General features: G+C 42.8%; 18 protein-coding genes. 15 read left to right on the forward strand and 3 right to left on the reverse strand.

The features are described 5' to 3' along the window. The first annotated feature begins 473 nt into the window (after positions 1-473). The 10 genes from spoVG (EP57_RS15970) to EP57_RS16015 all read left to right on the forward strand — a co-directional run bounded on the left by spoVG (EP57_RS15970) (position 474) and on the right by EP57_RS16015 (position 11,720). The gene (spoVG, locus tag EP57_RS15970; RefSeq protein WP_036088374.1) at positions 474-785 is read left to right on the forward strand and encodes a septation regulator SpoVG; all 312 of its coding nucleotides are present in this window, start codon (positions 474-476) and stop codon (positions 783-785) included. 139 nt (positions 786-924) lie between these two features. After that, positions 925-1,239, forward strand: coding sequence for a septation regulator SpoVG (spoVG, locus tag EP57_RS15975; RefSeq protein ID WP_036088375.1), 315 nt, complete (start codon positions 925-927; stop codon positions 1,237-1,239). A gap of 502 nt (positions 1,240-1,741) precedes the next feature. Beyond that, complete coding sequence (gene glmU / locus EP57_RS15980; protein WP_036088376.1) at positions 1,742-3,115, forward strand: bifunctional UDP-N-acetylglucosamine diphosphorylase/glucosamine-1-phosphate N-acetyltransferase GlmU; 1,374 nt, start codon at positions 1,742-1,744, stop codon at positions 3,113-3,115. 108 nt (positions 3,116-3,223) lie between these two features. Then, positions 3,224-4,180, forward strand: a complete 957-nt coding sequence (locus EP57_RS15985; RefSeq protein ID WP_036088377.1) for a ribose-phosphate diphosphokinase — start codon at positions 3,224-3,226, stop codon at positions 4,178-4,180. Between the two features lie 258 nt (positions 4,181-4,438). Then, entirely contained in the window at positions 4,439-5,152 is a 714-nt protein-coding gene (gene yycF / locus EP57_RS15990) for a response regulator YycF (protein ID WP_036088378.1), read from the forward strand. A gap of 9 nt (positions 5,153-5,161) precedes the next feature. Beyond that, positions 5,162-6,991: a cell wall metabolism sensor histidine kinase WalK gene (walK, locus tag EP57_RS15995; RefSeq protein ID WP_036088380.1), complete on the forward strand. Its 1,830-nt coding sequence runs from the start codon at positions 5,162-5,164 to the stop codon at positions 6,989-6,991. Beyond that, positions 6,988-8,286: a YycH family regulatory protein gene (locus tag EP57_RS16000; protein WP_036088381.1), complete on the forward strand. Its 1,299-nt coding sequence runs from the start codon at positions 6,988-6,990 to the stop codon at positions 8,284-8,286. Before walK ends, EP57_RS16000 begins: the two co-directional genes overlap by 4 nt. Continuing rightward, entirely contained in the window at positions 8,286-9,101 is an 816-nt protein-coding gene (locus EP57_RS16005; RefSeq protein WP_036088382.1) for a two-component system regulatory protein YycI, read from the forward strand. Before EP57_RS16000 ends, EP57_RS16005 begins: the two co-directional genes overlap by 1 nt. Positions 9,102-9,208: 107 nt before the next feature. Continuing rightward, positions 9,209-10,039, forward strand: coding sequence for an MBL fold metallo-hydrolase (locus tag EP57_RS16010; protein ID WP_036088384.1), 831 nt, complete (start codon positions 9,209-9,211; stop codon positions 10,037-10,039). A 106-nt stretch (positions 10,040-10,145) separates the two neighbouring features. Beyond that, on the forward strand, positions 10,146-11,720 hold the full coding sequence (locus EP57_RS16015) for a S1C family serine protease (protein ID WP_114982789.1): 1,575 nt from the start codon (positions 10,146-10,148) through the stop codon (positions 11,718-11,720). 53 nt (positions 11,721-11,773) lie between these two features. Here the strand turns inward: EP57_RS16015 and EP57_RS16020 are convergent, their stop codons facing one another. Then, positions 11,774-12,154: an ACT domain-containing protein gene (locus EP57_RS16020; protein ID WP_036088385.1), complete on the reverse strand. Its 381-nt coding sequence runs from the start codon at positions 12,152-12,154 to the stop codon at positions 11,774-11,776. 127 nt (positions 12,155-12,281) lie between these two features. Here EP57_RS16020 and EP57_RS16025 point away from each other — a divergent pair, with 127 nt between their 5' ends. Together EP57_RS16025 and EP57_RS16030 are read left to right on the forward strand one after the other, a co-directional pair. Then, complete coding sequence (locus EP57_RS16025) at positions 12,282-12,617, forward strand: PadR family transcriptional regulator (protein ID WP_230910748.1); 336 nt, start codon at positions 12,282-12,284, stop codon at positions 12,615-12,617. After that, complete coding sequence (locus EP57_RS16030; protein WP_036088387.1) at positions 12,617-13,036, forward strand: permease prefix domain 1-containing protein; 420 nt, start codon at positions 12,617-12,619, stop codon at positions 13,034-13,036. Before EP57_RS16025 ends, EP57_RS16030 begins: the two co-directional genes overlap by 1 nt. A 34-nt stretch (positions 13,037-13,070) precedes the next feature. On the opposite strand, the gene tatC is transcribed toward EP57_RS16030, so the two are convergent. Both tatC and EP57_RS16040 read right to left on the reverse strand, forming a co-directional pair. Next, complete coding sequence (gene tatC / locus EP57_RS16035) at positions 13,071-13,799, reverse strand: twin-arginine translocase subunit TatC (RefSeq protein WP_036088388.1); 729 nt, start codon at positions 13,797-13,799, stop codon at positions 13,071-13,073. Then, complete coding sequence (locus EP57_RS16040; RefSeq protein ID WP_036088389.1) at positions 13,796-13,993, reverse strand: twin-arginine translocase TatA/TatE family subunit; 198 nt, start codon at positions 13,991-13,993, stop codon at positions 13,796-13,798. Before EP57_RS16040 ends, tatC begins: the two co-directional genes overlap by 4 nt. Before the next feature lie 126 nt (positions 13,994-14,119). On the opposite strand from EP57_RS16040, the gene EP57_RS16045 reads away from it, so the two are divergent. From EP57_RS16045 to efeB, 3 genes are read left to right on the forward strand one after another with little or no spacing between them, the layout of a single operon-like run. Then, entirely contained in the window at positions 14,120-15,625 is a 1,506-nt protein-coding gene (locus EP57_RS16045) for an FTR1 family iron permease (protein WP_052167734.1), read from the forward strand. Then, on the forward strand, positions 15,622-16,788 hold the full coding sequence (gene efeO / locus EP57_RS16050) for an iron uptake system protein EfeO (protein ID WP_036088390.1): 1,167 nt from the start codon (positions 15,622-15,624) through the stop codon (positions 16,786-16,788). Before EP57_RS16045 ends, efeO begins: the two co-directional genes overlap by 4 nt. 21 nt (positions 16,789-16,809) lie before the next feature. Then, complete coding sequence (efeB, locus tag EP57_RS16055; RefSeq protein ID WP_036088392.1) at positions 16,810-18,069, forward strand: iron uptake transporter deferrochelatase/peroxidase subunit; 1,260 nt, start codon at positions 16,810-16,812, stop codon at positions 18,067-18,069. Positions 18,070-18,141 lie beyond the last annotated feature (72 nt).

The raw sequence follows: 18,141 nt of genomic DNA on the forward strand, positions 1-18,141 counted from the left end.
AAAAACAGTGTGCAAAAATACCAGTAAAAAACATCACAATAGCCCATTTTAGTATACAAAAATAGATATAATATTTATCGTCAAACAATATAAAACAGTTCTTTTTAGCGATTGAAATTATGTTTGTAAATGAGCAAAAGCATTGTAACAGCAAGTATTGCGAGTATATTTAAGACGCCTGTTTAACGATAGTATACAATAATAAATATGTTAAAAACAATTCGTTTTTGTCAATAAAAAAGTACATAGAAAACCAATTTTTATATGCGAAGTCACAAAGTTGTCAAATTTAGCTTTTTTTATTATGATGTTGTTAGAGAAAAATTCTGGGCTTTCCTTTTTGGGAACAAGGAGCGTTACTTCTTGTATGGGAGAAATGTCAGTAGAACAATTCTCTAGTGTTATCTTTATGATGTTGCGTGTGCACTGATTCAACAAGTAGCATGTCAACAAGAGCTAAGGTGGTGAAGAAAATGGAAATTACAGATGTGAGATTACGTCGAGTTGAGACTGATGGAAGAATGAAAGCTATTTCTTCAATTACGATTGATGGCGAATTCGTAGTACATGATATTCGCGTGATTGATGGTAATGACGGATTATTTGTGGCAATGCCAAGTAAGCGTACTCCAGATGGAGAGTTTCGCGATATTGCGCACCCAATTAATTCAGATACTCGTGCTAAAATTCAGGACGCTGTTCTAGCTGCTTATGCAGAGGCTGATGAAGTTGTCAGTGAAAGCGCTGAGGCACCAGCTGAAGCAGAAGAAGGAAATGAAGAATAAACACTACTTTTTATAGGCCTGGGTAAAGCTTGTTGTGATGTAGAGGGCTTAAAGGGAAACCGTGTTTGTCCCAGTAACAAGATGAAAAACCCCAAGATTCTATGAGAAGACAAAAAAATGGGATAAGGAGTGACTAATAATGCAGGTAACTGATGTGAGATTACGTCGTGTAGAAACTGATGGAAGAATGAGAGCAATTGCTTCTATAACTTTGGATGAGGAGTTCGTTGTTCACGATATTCGTGTAATTGACGGAAACAATGGTTTATTCGTTGCAATGCCAAGTAAACGTGGCGTTGACGGTGAATTCCGTGACATCGCTCACCCAATCAATTCTGACACTCGTGGAAAAATCCAAGAAGTAGTGCTAGCTGAATACGTTCGCGTAGGCGAAGAAGAAGCAAGCGCAGTTTCAGAAGATGTTGCAGTGGAAGAAGAAGTAACAGCTGAATAATATAAAATATTTCAACAACCAGCCATGCGCTGGTTGTTTTTGTTTGAAGACAGATCTTAAGCGATGTAAATCGGCGGCAAGCGTTCGTATTTCATGCGTTTGGCGGACTTCCGGTTCTCACATACGGGGGTATGCTCCGCTTCCGGCTTCCACCAAACGCATGAAATACAAACGCTTTCGCTCGATTTGTTTAAAGCATAATGTACGTCTTACCTGATGTGAGTGGTATGGCGCTCTCCGGATTTGTTTTACGGTTAATCGGAGTAAAACATTTAATAAAAGCAAGATTAATTAAAGCGAAACCCATGTTTTCTTACATATTCTAAACGTCCGAAAAAACCTTCCGATTCTGTCGTTAATTGTTGATTAGGCATTATTCACCAAAACGTTATTTTTTAAATTCTAATGTAATTTCTTACTCGGTCTATTTACACCTTGAAAAAAAGCTGTATTTACGGTATTATTCATTATGAAGAATAGTGGATATTGGAGGGTCTTGTCAATGATGAATAGATATGCAATCGTTTTAGCGGCTGGGCAAGGTACAAGAATGAAATCGAAGCTTTACAAAGTGTTGCATCCCGTATGTGGAAAACCTATGGTGGAGCACGTAGTTGATCAAATTAGTCAACTTCAACCTGAGGAAATTGTAACGATTGTTGGGCATGGCGCCGAAGCAGTACAGACCCATTTGAAAGATCGAAGCACGTTTGCAGTACAAGAAGAACAACTTGGAACGGCTCACGCTGTATTGCAAGCCAAAATCGCTTTAGGTGATAAAGATGGCTTGACGCTTGTTGTGTGCGGTGATACGCCGCTTATTCAAGGACATACGATGGAAGCCTTGATGAAATACCATCACGAGAAACGCGCAAAAGCAACGATTTTGACAACAGTTTTAGATAATCCAACAGGTTACGGACGAATTATCCGTGATGACCTTGGAATCGTTGAAAAAATCGTGGAGCAAAAAGACGCTTCTGAGAAAGAACAACGCGTCAATGAAATCAACACGGGAACATATTGCTTTGATAATTTAGCCTTGTTCGAAGCTCTAGAGAAAGTTTCCAATGAAAATGCGCAAGGTGAATATTATTTGCCAGACGTTATCAAAATCTTGAAAGACGAAGACGAAGTTGTTGCGGCTTATCGTATGGAGAATGCTAAAGAATCTCTAGGCGTTAACGATCGCGTAGCTTTGGCGGAAGCACAAGAAATTATGCGTCACCGTATTAATGAAAAACATATGCGTAATGGCGTAACATTGATTGATCCTGCAAACACTTATATTGATGTAGATGTAGAAATCGGTCAAGATACAATCATTGGACCAAATGTCTCCATTCACGGTAAGACGGTTATTGGCGATGATTGCGAAATTACAGGAGCGAGCTTGCTTGATAATGCGATCCTTGGCGAACGCGTCAAAGTAAGACACTCATCAATTTATGACAGCAAAGTAGGCGATGACGTACAAGTCGGGCCTTATTCACACTTACGCCCTGAATCAGAAATCAGCGAAGGCGTTAAAATTGGTAACTTTGTCGAAACGAAAAAAGCAACCATCGGCAAAAACTCTAAGATTCCGCATTTCATCTACATGGGTGACGCGGAAATCGGCGAAAACGTCAATATTGGTTGCGGCTCTATCGCAGTCAACTACGACGGCAAAAATAAAGCCAAAACGATTATCGGCGACGATGTATTCATCGGCTGTAATTCCAACTTAGTAGCACCAGTCAAAATTGGCGACAAAGCATTTGTAGCAGCAGGTTCAACGATTACAAAAGACGTTCCAGAAGGCGCACTAGCCATTTCTCGCGTAAAACAAGAAAACAAAGAAGGTTACGCGAAACGACTTAACTTTGGTAAATAGAAAGATTAATTTTTAATCTTTTGTATATTGGGGATTTCACTCGAAGTCCCCACCAACTAACATCTTGGTAATTAAAAAAATTATATAAAATCTATGTGGAGGCTGATTATGTCTAACGATTATTTTGATCCAAAGTTGAAAATTTTCTCTTTAAATTCTAACAAAGCTTTAGCGGCTGAGGTTGCTGAAGTGGCGGGGATTTCATTAGGGAAGTCCAGTGTGACCCATTTTAGTGATGGTGAAATTCAGATTAATATTGAAGAAAGTATCCGTGGTTGTCACGTGTATGTTGTACAGTCCACTGGTTTTCCTGTTAACCAAAATCTGATGGAACTTTTGATCATGATTGATGCACTTAAGAGAGCTTCAGCAAAAACGATTAACATTGTGATGCCGTATTATGGTTATGCACGTCAAGATCGTAAAGCGCGTAGCCGTGAGCCAATCACTGCGAAATTAGTAGCAAACTTGATTGAAAAAGCTGGCGCTACACGCATGATTACGCTTGATCTTCATGCGCCGCAAATTCAAGGATTTTTCGATATTCCAATCGATCACTTGAATGCTGTTCGCTTGTTGTCTAACTACTTTAGCTCACACCATATTGATGAGGATTTAGTTGTTGTATCTCCTGATCACGGTGGTGTAACTAGAGCGCGTAAAATGGCGGATCGTTTGAAAGCACCAATCGCTATTATTGATAAACGTCGCCCACGTCCAAATGTGGCGGAAGTAATGAATATCGTTGGTAATGTAGATGGTAAAGTGGCTATTTTGATTGACGATATTATTGATACGGCAGGAACAATAACGCTTGCTGCTAATGCTTTAATTGAAAGTGGAGCAACAAAGGTGTATGCATGTTGTTCACATCCCGTTCTTTCCGGACCGGCAATTGAGCGCATCAACAATTCTCCAATCGAGAAACTAATCGTTACGAACTCACTTGTATTACCAGAAGATAAATGGATCGACAAAATTGAGCAATTATCTGTAGGACCGTTACTTGGCGAAGCAATCGTTCGCGTACACAAGAATGAATCTGTCAGCCCATTGTTTGATTAATAATAGGGAACAAATAACACAGACGCCTTTTTCGCGCCTGTGTTATTTGTTTGGACTGGAACTTTTCCTATCATCAAAATGTATGGTATAATGGGGAATATGGCGCTCTATCAATCAATAAAGCGCTTATGTGAGAAATAAAGCATTTAAATATCTCATAAGATAAGCATTTTTCAGTAACAACGTACGGGTTATTTCTCTAAATAAAATATGTGAGCATCGCAAATACGCGATTTTTAAATGGGAGGACTGGATGAGATGGCGGAGAAAAAAATATTAGTTGTAGACGATGAGAAACCGATAGCAGATATTGTGAAATTTAATTTGAATAAAGAGGGCTTTGATGTATATTGCGCGTACGACGGTGACGAGGCGATTGAGTTGGTTGAAGAGATTCAGCCGGATTTGATTTTGCTGGATATTATGTTGCCAGGACGCGATGGTATTGAAGTATGTCGTGAAGTCCGTAAGAAATATGATATGCCGATTATTATGGTTACTGCGAAAGATTCGGAAATCGACAAAGTGCTCGGTTTGGAATTGGGTGCGGATGATTATGTGACGAAACCGTTTAGTAATCGTGAATTGATTGCGCGTGTGAAAGCTAATTTGCGTCGCCATAGTACGACGGGAAGCACAGCTGCGGAGGAAGAAGAAAATAGTGAACTAGAAATCGGCTCGCTAATTATTCATCCGGACGCATACGTGGCTTCTAAACGTGGTGAGACGATTGAATTAACGCATCGTGAGTTTGAGTTGCTACATTACCTAGCGAAGCATATGGGCCAAGTGATGACGCGTGAGCATTTATTGCAAACGGTTTGGGGCTATGATTATTTTGGTGATGTGCGTACGGTCGATGTGACGGTTCGCCGTTTACGTGAGAAGATTGAAGACAATCCAAGTCATCCAGCATGGCTTGTGACACGACGGGGAGTAGGCTATTATTTGCGTAACCCTGAACAGGAGTAGAAGAAGATTATGCGGAGAATGAAGTTTTTTCAATCGGTTCAATTTCGGTTTGTCATGATTTATTTATTGCTTATTTTAGTAGCGATGCAAGTCATCGGCGCTTATTTTGTGCGGGAATTGCAGGACCAGTTGGAGAAGAACTTTAAGACAGCAATTACAAATAGTGTGAATTTGTTGGAATATAATGTTCGTGAGGAAATGTTGAAGTATACGAATGATGACCAGACGAAGCTTGAGAGCAATATCCAGAGTATGTTGCTCGACTTCGTTCGTGGTAGCAATGATTTTGAAGAAGTCCTCGTGGTGGATAACAAGATGAAAATCATTGGTACGTCGGATGTGGATAATCAAGGTATCGTTGGACAAGTCTCGACGAACAAGATGATAAAAAATACGATAAATAGCGGCAATGGCGAAAATAAAATCTTCATGGGGAAAAATCCAAAACGGCAAATTTGGGTGGACGTTTCTCCGATTACTTCAAAAGGAGAGGTTATTGGCGCCATCTATTTGGCTACCGATATTGAGTCGGTGTATGAGCAAGTGGACAGTATAACGAGTATCTTTATTACCGGGACTTTGCTTGCGATGGTGATTACGGCGATTCTTGGTATACTGCTGTCGCGAACGATTACCAAACCAATTACGGACATGAAACGGCAAGCTTTTGCAATGGCACGCGGGAATTATACGCGAAAAGTAAAAGTTTACGGGATGGATGAAATTGGGCAGCTCGCGGAATCGTTTAATGCGCTCACGAAACGAGTGCAGGAGGCCCAAGCCATGACGGAAGGGGAACGGCGTAAGTTGTCGTCGGTACTTTCTTACATGACGGATGGCGTGATTGCGACGGATCGACGTGGGAAGGTTATTTTGATTAATACGCCTGCGGAGAAGATGCTGAAAGTGCCGCATGAGAGTGCGAACGGGAAGCCGATTATTGATGTGCTAGACGTTGCGGACGAGTATTCTTTTGATGATTTGATGGAGCTTGATGAGCCGCTAACAATGGATCGCAGTACGTTTGAAGAACCGTATGTGTTGCGGGCGAACTTGTCGGTCATCCAACGCGAAACTGGTTTTGTGAACGGGATTATTGCCGTTTTACATGATATTACCGATCAGGAAAAAGTAGATCAAGAACGCCGTGACTTTGTATCGAACGTGTCACATGAATTGCGGACGCCGCTTACAAGTATGCACAGTTATTTGGAGGCGCTAAGTGATGGTGCTTGGCGTGATGAAGAAATTGCGCCGCGGTTCTTAGAAGTAACGCAGAGTGAGACGGAGCGTATGATTCGGCTTGTGAATGATCTTTTGAAACTGTCACGCATGGATAGTGGTCGCACGAATTTGGAGAAGAATTTTGTGAATTTTAATGACTTCTTTAATCATATTATTGATCGATTTGAGATGATGAAGAAAGACGGGATTACGTTTAAACGGCATTTCACGCGTGAACCGGTGATTATTGAAATTGATGAAGATAAGATTATGCAAGTGATGGATAACATTATCTCGAATGCGAATAAATATTCACCAGATGGTGGACGGATTACGTTCTATTTACGCAAACGTGAGGATGAAATTGAAGTAAGTATTAGTGATGAAGGTATGGGAATTCCTGAGGAGGATTTGACGAAAGTATTTGATCGATTCTTCCGGGTGGATAAAGCGAGATCGCGTGAAATGGGCGGAACGGGTCTTGGTTTAGCGATTGCACGTGACGTGATTAAGGCGCACGGTGGCGAAATTTGGGCCGAGCGTAATCGTGGCAAAGGAACAACCATCTCGTTTACACTACCGTACAATGATTTACCGGAGGATGATTGGGAATGAAGGGGACAAGTATAAGAGGTATTATTTTGACCGTCCTTGTAGTTATTAGTGTCTTCTTAAGCTACAGCCTCTGGAAAGTACAGCCCGATTATGAAGTGATTGATAACGAGACTGTGAAAAAAGAACAGATTGCAAAACTGCGCCAGCCAGAGCAAGTGTTTAGGCCAACGGTTGTGTATTATAATCAGGCGGAAAAGCATTATACGACGCAAAATTTGGCGATGATTAATGCTTTAGTGAAGGCTGGAACGACATTTGATTTTTCGGAATTGATTCGGACGGATAAAATGAATGCGAGTTATCAAGGGATGGTGCATCAAGATAATTCTATCGAACTCGTATTCCCGAACGCCGTGCCGCTTTCGGTTTACAGCCAAGTGTTTCCTTTGAAGGGTGATAATTTTGATTTGAATTCGTTTAATCGGATTACATTTAATTTGAATAAGTCGGAGAATGGGTTGTTCTCGGTTTATTTCGGAAATGATTCGAATGAGCAGATTTATCAAGGGTCGATTCAGCAAGAACAAGTAGATGTTTTGAAGAATATTATGAAAGAGCAGAAGTCTGAGCTTGCCGAGATGGACACGATTTTCAAGAATAAGCAGTATCTTTTCTTGAGTGATAAACCGGTGAAATTGAAGCAGCAGCAGTATGTGATTGAAACGATTGATATCGGTTTGTTCAAAAATGCGTTGTTTGGTGATGGAAACAAAGTGAAGGGGCAGGATAATTCCTTTACGAATGGTTCGAGTTCGATGACGGTGAATCCTGAGGAGAAAGTGCTCACGTATGTGGACCCGGCGCAAGAACGCAGGGATACGTCGCAACTCAGCAGCTCGATGAAGTCGGAACAAATTCAATCTAGTTTTAATTTTATTAATGATCATTGGGGTTGGACGGGGAATTATTATTATTCGGGGTATTCCGCGGATAGTTCGACCACGGCGTTTTCGTTGTTTGTGCAAGGGTTGCCTGTGTTTAATAGTGATGGCATGGCGCAGATTCTTGTTTCGGAAGGGACGGAGAGCGTGTATAAGTATCAGCGCCCGTTCTTTAAGTTAGGAGCGCAAATTACGACGGAATCCAAAGAAGTGACGCTACCTAGTTCGGCGAGTGTGTACAGAGATTTGATTAAGACGGTGGACGCAGACGATATTCAGATGATTATTCCGGGTTACGTGATGCGTTATGAGCAAAGCAATACGAGTTATAATAACCGCATTATTGAGCTGATGCCAGCATGGTTCTATAAATACAATGGCACGTGGACTCCTGTGAAGGGAGGCGAATCGTAATGGATTGGAAAAAGACCGAGACAATTTTTATTATCGCGTTTTTGATTTTGGATATTTTCCTGTTGGTGTTGTTCATTGATTCGCGCATGGCCTCGTCGCCGACACCACTCGTTAGCCAGACGTTGGAAGAGAAGCTGAAATCAGAGAACATTACGTATGGCAAAATTCCGTCAGACGCAGAAAAAGGCTCGTATTTATCGACAGAACCGCTTGCCTTTACGCAAAAAGACATTAACAATTTGAAGGGACAGAAAATCACGTTGCAAAATGCAAATCAGCGTATTTTCTCGTTTTTGCAAAAGCCAGTGAAGATTGATCCGGATAAGTATGGTGCGGATTTGGCGCCGTTTTTGAAGAGCGATGTGTTTAAAGGGGATAAATATACGTACTGGAGTTACGATAAAGATAAAATGCAAATGACATTCAACCAAAAAATTGATTCGCGTCCTGTGTTGTTTAATACGGATGGGCAAATTGTTTTTACATTGAATAAAGATAATGAGGTTGTGTCTTATATGCAGACGATGTTGGGCGATACGCAAGTGTTCGATAAGCAGGATGATGTTATTTCTGGTACGGACGCGCTTGAAGTGTTGCATCAGCATGGGGATTTAAAGCAAAATAGTAAAATCATCAATACGACATTAGGCTATTATAATTTAGTAAGTTTGCCTAGTTCGGATGTTTATTTGCCAGTTTGGGCTTTTGAAGTGGAGCATGAGAAGCAAACGACGTATTTCCTTGTAAACGGTCTGGAAGGATCGGTTATTAATACGAATGATACGCAAGCTGTGCCTTCGGAGGAAGCGAAATAAGAGAAAGGGAGGGTTTTGTCGAGCCGGCAAGACTGCTCCTTTTTTCGTGCATTTGTGAATTTTTAGTTGTACAATGGGATTATGGAATTTTTAAGGAGGCGCAAAAGATGTTTGCAAAGGAAGTAAAGACTGCGAGCCAGACGGATGAGCTTCGTTTTAGTATATTAGCGAGTGGAAGCTCGGGTAATGCGACGCTTATTGAAACGGCGAATCAGACGATTTTAGTCGATTGTGGTTTAAGCGGAAAGAAAATTGAGAATTTATTTGGTGAAGTCGGGCGTAGTATGACGGATGTTGACGCGATTTTAGTGACGCATGAACATGTCGATCATATTAAAGGACTTGGTGTGCTGGCGCGTCGTTATGAAGTGCCGATTTATGCGAATGCCAAGACGTGGGCTGCAATGGAACCTTCCATCGGCGAAATTAATAGTGCGCAAAAATTCCAATTCGATATGGAGACGGTGAAATCATTCGGTAGTTTGCAAGTAGAATCATTTGGTGTATCCCATGATGCTGCTGAACCGATGTTTTATATATTCCACAGTGGGAAAAAGAAGTTTGTCATGATTACCGATACAGGATACGTCAGTGATCGTATGAAAGGGCATATTGCCAATGCAGATGCGTATCTTTTTGAAAGTAACCACGATGTCGGTATGCTTCGTATGGGACGCTATCCGTGGAATGTAAAGCGCCGTATTTTGGGCGATGAAGGTCACGTTTCAAATGAAGACGCAGGAATTGCGATGAGCGAAGTAATTGGCGATGCAACGAAGCGTATTTATTTGGGACATTTAAGTAAAGATAACAACATGAAGGATTTAGCGCGCATGTCTGTTTCCCAAACATTAGCCGGCGAAGGTATCATTGTTGGCGAACAAATTGAGCTTTTTGACACCGATCCCGAAATTCCAACGCCGATTTTTTCAATTTAATGCCTTTTATAGCAGAAAATTTAAGAAAATTTCATGGTTTTTTCATAATTAGGGTATAGAATAACTATATGGAAATGTCTATCAATTGGAAAGGGATGAATTATGTATGGATGAGAAAAACAAAGATTTAGAAACGCAAGCAAAGGAGCCGGCAAGTGGGGCGTCTCCTGAGAAATTACCAGAATCACAATCCTACACACGATCAGAGCCAAATGGGGATGCGGCGGTACATAATCCTGAAACCGCAAGCACCAAAGATATACCAGTAGAAGCAGTGCATTCGGCGGAAGGCGTAACTCCAGAAGGCGAACCTTTTGCAACTGCGACAAAAGAAGAGGCGGAAGCGAGCTCAACACATGCCTTTTTTGATGAAGCAGCAAGTGAACCAGCAAGACCAGCCACACAAGCGAGTGGTAATAACGGCACTGTTCCACCGGTCCCTCCAACGCGTGCGGGCGGCGGCAATTTAAGCGGGAACAATGGTGGTGGCGGTGAACCACCGAAAAAAGACGGCAAAAAGAAAACAATATGGGGCGCCTTTTTAGCCGGAATTCTTGGTGTACTCATCGGAGCGTTAATCGTGCTAGGCTTCTCTTGGGGCGCGTTACACGATGATAACAATAATGATGCCACATCAACAACAAGCAACACAGGAACAACGAAGAAAGTCACTGTCGAAAATACAACAGGTACAACTCAGGCACTTGAGAAAGTACAAGATGCGGTTGTCAGCGTATTGAATTACCAAGCGGGAACATCTATCGCAACTGGTGACACGACAGAAGACGAAGCATCATCTGGTTCAGGTGTTGTTTATAAGAAGAGCAATGGCAAAGCATATGTTGTAACGAATAACCACGTCGTTGAAGGCGCGAATAAATTAGAAGTAACATTCTCAAGCGGCAAAAAGGCCGAAGCGAAATTAGTTGGAACTGACAAATGGAATGACTTAGCTGTCCTTGAGATTAGCGATAAATACGTAACAAAAGTAGCGGAATTTGGTAATTCAGATGCTGTTAAAGTCGGTGAAATTGCGATTGCGATTGGTAGCCCACTGGGTACAGAATTTGCTGGCTCGGTAACACAAGGTATCGTTTCAGGTGTTAACCGTACTGTCCCTGTAGATACAAATGGTGACGGCACAGAAGACTGGGAAGCAGAAGTTATTCAAACCGATGCGGCAATTAACCCTGGTAACAGTGGCGGAGCGCTAGTCAATATCGAAGGTCAAGTCATTGGTATTAACTCGATGAAAATCTCAACGGAAAACGTAGAAGGTATCGGTTTTGCCATTCCAAGTAATACAGTCGTGCCGATTATCGATCAACTTGAGAAAAATGGTGAAGTAGAACGTCCTTCACTTGGCGTAACATTGCGTGATGTTGATACGATTCCTGAAGTGCAACAACAACAAGTCTTGAAATTGCCATCTGGCGTTGATTACGGTGCGATGGTGCAACAAGTTGTTGCTGGCTCAGCGGCTGACAAAGCTGGCTTGAAAGAGTATGACGTTATCGTTGAAATGAACGGCAAAAAAGTAACAAACTCAATGACATTGCGTCAAATCTTGTACGCTAATGATGTGAAGATTGGCGATAAGATGGAAGTGAAATATTACCGTGAAGGCAAGAAAGAAACGACAACGGTAACACTTACTGCCGCATCATCCACCAATCAATAATACAAGTAGAAACACGATTCCTTGATTTTGGAATCGTGTTTTTTCGTGCGTATTTAGCTGATTTCATAACCTGCTGTGACTAGTGTTTCTGTGGCCAATGCTAAATCAGATTGCTTCATCAGTATGTAGTCTGTATTGTAAGTCGAGATGGCGAAGATGCTGATTTCTTTTTCGGCGAGCGGTGTTGTGATTTTGTTTAAAATGCCTGTAAGTGAGAAGTCGAGGATGCCTTCGATTTTGAGTAAGAACCAGTCGGGCTCTGCGGCTTCTGCTTGCGCTGCGTTGATGATGTTTGTCGGGGCCACGATGGAGCATTCTTCGGGTGTGTAGGTGATGCTAGTAAATTGGGATTCGCCTTGTAGTGATGCGGGCATTGGAAAATTTGGTGGGAATTTTGCGATGGTGTAGTTGGTTTTGTCGATTTGTAGTTTCATTTGGAACGCCTCCTTGTTGTTAGCGTATCATGAATGGAAACGGTTTGCAAAAAGCTTTGACAGACTTGGTTTCTGATGGTAAAGTTAGATGGAGATAATAATTCTATCTGGTAGAGTAATTTGAGGGGTGATTTTAATTCGTAGCGATATTTTAAGAGGGCATGTGGACTCGATTATTTTGCGGATTTTGGCGGATGGGGATTCATATGGGTATGAAATCTCGAAGCAAATAAGTGAACGAACGGGTGACCGGTTTCAAATTAAAGAGGCAACGCTTTACGCGGTTTTTCAGCGGTTGGAGAAGAAGACGCTGATTGAGTCTTATTTTGGGGAAAGATCTCATGGTGGGAAGCGCAAGTATTATATGATTACAAGTCTTGGCCGGGCTTATTTAAGCGAGATGGCACGGGAATGGCGAGAGATAAAAGAAATTATGAACATTTTTTTGGAGGAGATTGATTAGTGGGCAGAATAACAGAATTTATAGAAAAGCTATTTGAAAATGTTCCGGAAAGCGAGCAGGCGGCGCAAGTCAAAGAAGAAATTACGTATAATTTAGAGGAAAAAGTAGCAGACTTGATGGAGGAAGGTAAATCCGAGGAGGATGCGGTGAACAAAGCGATTATCGAGTTTGGTGATATGGATGAAATCATTGCTGAATTAGAAGTGGCAAAACCGAATACGAAAAAACGACGGGCCTTGGCGAAAGTGAATTTAGGGTTTTCGATTTGGGGTTCGGCGTTGCTCATTATTTTGTTTATCGTGGTGAATGTAATGTATTCGCCGGACGTATTATGGTGTATTTTTCCGATTTTCGCGGTGCTTTGGTGGCCGCTTTCGATGTTTTATTTTTGGTATCGACGCAAAGCAGAGGACAAATAAAAAATCTCCTGAGCAGTGGTTGTATGACGCTGGTTCAGGAGATTTTTGCGTTTAATTTGCGGTAGGTGAGGCTTGAGATGATAATGCTGAATTCGTAAAGCAGGATGAGTGGGAGTGTCACGAGCAGGTGGGAGAGTAGTTCTGGCGGTGTGATGAGGCCTGCGATGACGAGCAAGATGAAGTAGGCATATTTACGAAAACAGCGCATGATGTCTGGGTTGATGAGGCCTAGGCGGGTTAGGAATGCGACGAGTAGTGGCATTTGGAATAACGCGCCGAATGGTAGTATCGTTTGAAGCATGAACTGGAAGTAGGTTGTTAGGCCAATCGTGTTTTGAACGCCTAGTTGTTCGCCGAATTGGAGCATGAACGTTAGGACGAACGGGAAAACAACGAAATACGAGAAGGCGACACCGATTAGAAATAGTACGCAAATGATTGGTATGTAACGCAATGTCGCTTGTTGTTCGTTGCGATAAAGCCCTGGTTTGACAAAGGCCCAGAGTTGATAAAGTGCAAATGGGGCGATGAGAACGAGGGCGATAACGAATGCGAACTGCATGTAAATCGAGAAAGCATCGGTGACTTTAAAAACGTTCATTGTAATTGTAACGGGCATTTCATCCGTTTGTAAAAATAAAATAAGAGGCTTAGCGACAAGCATACCAATAATAAAGCTTACAAAAAAGGCGATGAAAACGAAAATAAGCCTTGCGCGTAATTCTTGCAAATGCTTCGTGAGTGGCATGGAACGGTCCGTCATTTAGTGATTTCCTTGTCTTCTTTTACTGGTTCGGCAGGTTGTTCTTTCGTGTCATCCATCATGCCTTTTGTGGCGTTTTTAAATTCGCGCAATGTGTCGCCAGCTGCTCGTCCGAGTTCTGGTAATTTTTTTGGTCCGAAAATAACAAGGGCAGCGCCGACGATGAGTACGATACTTGCAGGTCCTAGTGCCATTTTTATGTACCTCCTTTTGATTAATTAGGAATGATTCTCATTATCAATTGATTGTACGTCTGATTTCAAAAATTGTCAACGGTTTTCTATTTTGGATTGACTTTTTGGATGTGTAGATATATGATAATGATAATCATTTTCAATTGTGAAAGGGATGGTGTTTTGAAAGGGCGAATTTGGAGGAGCTTGTTGCTGTTGATTTTTGTCATAGTGCTTTTTCCAAAGGGCGTGATGGCGGCGGAGAAACCGGATATTTCGGAAGCTGAGAAGGCAGTGAAGCCGACGATGGTTGCGCTTGATAAGGCGGATTTTGACCAGGCGAGAGTGGCTTTTCAGGGCGGGAAATTGTGGTGGACGCGCAATAAGCAGGATGTGAAAGGGAAGTCGTATGATTTGGCGCAGCAGATGGATCGGCAGGTGGCGGTCGTGTCACTTGGCATTTTGAATGGTGAGGCGAAAACGGCGACGGATGGTTTGCAAGTTTTTCAAGGGTTGTTGCGGGATTATCGGGATGGAACGTACACGGATAATGACGGGAACACGAAAATTACGCTTGCTAGTTATATTAAGAAGTTAGGTGAAACGCGGCAGCTCGTGGAGAATAAAGATTGGGGCGCGGCGGATCAGCAAGTGCAGGATTTGCAGAAACAGTGGCTTTCGGTGGAAGGCGATGTGGTGAGTCAGTCCCAAGTTGCGTATGACAATATGGAGCGCGATTTAATGCTATTGGCGGCTTATGTGCAAGATCCGACAAAGCAAGAGCGAACTGCGGATGTGCTTGATGGCATGGAGGATACGCTAAAACCGTTTGCGAATGTTACATATACTTGGTTTGATGCGGCGCTAATTCCGTTTCGTGAAGGTTTGGAGGCGCTTTTGATTGTGGCGACTTTACTAACATTTGCGAAGCGTGCTAAAACTCCGAATGCGCGGAAGTGGATTGTTGGCGGGACGGCGGCTGGTTTAATGGTGAGTCTTGTTCTGGGCTTAATTGTAGCAGTTTGGCTTTCGACGCTTGCTTTTGGGAAGAATAATACGTTGATAAATGGCTGGACTGGCGTGATTGCGAGCTTGATGATGCTCTATGTGAGTTATTGGCTACATAGCAATTCAGATATGGCAAAATGGAATAACTACATGGCAACAAAGAGCGACCAAGCCATTTCGAACGGAAAAATGATTTCGTTTGCTGTGTTGGCATTTTTGGCGATTATGCGAGAAGGCTTGGAGACGGTAATTTTCTTGATTGGGATGGTCGGGCGGATGTCCACGGCGGAACTGATTACGGGAATTCTTGTGGGACTCGGCGTGCTTTGTATTATTGCTGTCGTGATGCTGAAATTTAGTGTGCATTTGCCGCTGAAGCCATTTTTCATGATTTCTAGTGCTATCGTGTTTTATCTTTGTTTTAAATTTATGGGGTCGGGGATTCATAGTTTGCAACTGGCAGGCGTGATTCCAGCGACTGTGCAGGATTATTTGCCATCGATTCCAGCGCTTAGCATTTACCCATCGTGGTACAGTTTGTTGCCACAGCTTATTTTTGTACTGGTGGCGGTTGTTATTTTAGTAAGATCTGCTTTAAAAAAACGGGCTATGAAACAGTTAGTCGATAAGGGAGTAAACGGATGAGAAAAATAGGTATGTTATGTATGTCGGTATTGGCTGCGGTGTTGGTACTTGCGGCTTGTAATTCGAATGATGGAGCGAGTGACACGAAGGCGGACGCGAAAAAGGAACAAACGGATAGCAAACAAGCGACTGCGGTGAAAAAAGATGTGAAGCAAATGCAAGACGAGTTGGCTACGGTGGAAAAAGATATTGCTGCGAAAAATGATGCAGATGTAAAAAATAGTGCTGCGGCAATGCATAAACATTGGTTGGCTTTTGAGAACAATGTGCGTGATTTGTACCCGTTATTGTACACGGATGTGGAGAAATATGAGACGCCGATTTTCTATATGTCTAAGCGTGATAAGCTGGACTATGCGGAACTAGCAACGAATGCAGCTAGTTTGAAAACGTCACTTGAGGCAGTAGCGAGCGCGAAGGAAACGAAAGCGAAGACGTCAGAAGTTTTGGATAAGGCAGTGGATAATTATTCAAAATATGTAGTGGAACAGACGGCTGCATTTGTTGGGGATACGAAGATTTTCGCGGATGCTGTGAAGGCAGGCGATACGGCAAAAGCGAAGGAATATTATTCGAAGGCACGCGTTTATTATGAGCGTATTGAACCGATTGCGGAGAGTTTTGGCGATTTAGATCCGAAGCTTGATGCGCGGATTAATGATGTGGATGATCAGACGGAATGGACTGGTTTCCACCGTATTGAAAAGGCATTATGGCAAGATAATTTGCTAGCTGGGATGGATAAATATGCAGATCAGTTGGTGACGGATAGTTTGGCATTGCAAGCGGAAGTTGGGAAGTTGAAATTGGAGCCTAAGCCGATGGTGGCTGGTGCGATGGAGCTTTTGAATGAGGCGGCGACAACGAAGATTACTGGAGAAGAGGAAGCGTATTCGCATACGGATTTAGTGGATTTGGCGGCGAATGTGGAAGGGTCGAAAGTGGTTTACCAAGCGATTATTCCGGCGCTGAATGCGAATGATAAGGATTTGACGCAACAAATTGATGATGCTTTTGTGAAAATGGAAGACACGCTGGAGAAGTATAATACGGACGGGAATTATGTGTCGTATGATAAGTTGACGCCGGAGCAAATTCGCGAGATTAGTAATCAGTTGAGTCATTTGTCGGAATTGATGGCACAGACGGGGAAAATCTTTTAATAAACGGAGCTGAAAAGGCAGATGAGGGATAAAAAGGAAGGTCAGACGGAACCGCTGAAAAAGGACGGGATGACGCGACGGGAAATGTTGAAGTTATCGGCTGTGGCTGGGACGGGAATCGCGATTGGCGCTACTGGTCTTGGCAGTATTTTGAGCGTGGTGGACCAGGTGGATAAGGCGCTGGACAAAGATACGGCGCAAGCTGATGATGGTGTGCCGTTTTATGGGAAGACGCAGGCGGGAATCATTACGGAGCAACAAACGTATTGCTATTTGGCGAGTTTTGATTTGGAGACGGAGAGTAAGACGGATGTGATTGCGCTTTTTAAGACGTGGACGCGATTTGCGGACTTGACTACGAGCGGTGGTGCGCTAGCGGATGCGGATAATGACATGTTGCCGCCGAACGATACGGGTGAAGCAGAAGGGCTTGGCACGGGTAATTTGACGGTAACGATTGGTTACGGCGCAAGCTTTTTTGAGAAAAATGGCAAAGACCGGTTTGGCGTCAAAGCGAAGATGCCGCGACATCTTGTAGCAGTGCCACACATGGCGCATGACAGTTTAAACGCAGCGTATTGTGATGGCGATATTTGCTTGCAAGTTTGCGCAGACGATCAGCAAGTCGCTTTTCACGGGATTCGTAATTTTATCCGTCTGGCTACTGGAACTGCCGCGGTTCGTTGGCTCGAGGAAGGTTTCATTCGTTCGGCAGATGGCGAAACACCGCGGAATCTGTTTGGTTTTAAAGATGGTACAGCAAACACAGATCACGCCTCCAAGCAAGGTTTTGCAGACGTTGTTTGGAGTGCGACCGATGAACCAACTTGGATGAAAAACGGCTCCTATCTTGGCTACCGCAAAATCCAAATGTTACTCGAAGTTTGGGACCGCTCGTCATTGATGGACCAAGAAGATACATTCGGCAGACATAAAAAAACAGGCGCACCGTATGGCAAAAAGAAAGAATTCGATAAAGTGAATCCTGCCAAAATGCCAACCGATGCCCATGTCCGTCTCGCCAAGGATACAAAACAACAAATGCACCGTCGCGCGTATTCCTACACGTCAGGCGTTGATGCCAAAACAGGCCGTCTAGAAGCTGGCCTCCTATTCATCTGCTTCACTCAAAATCCCGAAACGCAATACTTACCAATGTTGCGTGTTATGGGTAAAATGGATAAGCTAAACGAGTACACCGTCCCAATCGGCAATGCACTGTTCGCGTGTCAAGGTGGTTTGCAAGTTGGTGAATATTTTGGACAGAAGTTATTAATGTAATTTATTATCTATTTGAGGGTGTACAAACCAAATAATCTGTGTTACAATATACCTAATAAAACTCCGCACACC

This window comes from Listeria booriae, assembly GCF_000766865.1.
GTDB lineage: Bacteria > Bacillota > Bacilli > Lactobacillales > Listeriaceae > Listeria_A > Listeria_A booriae.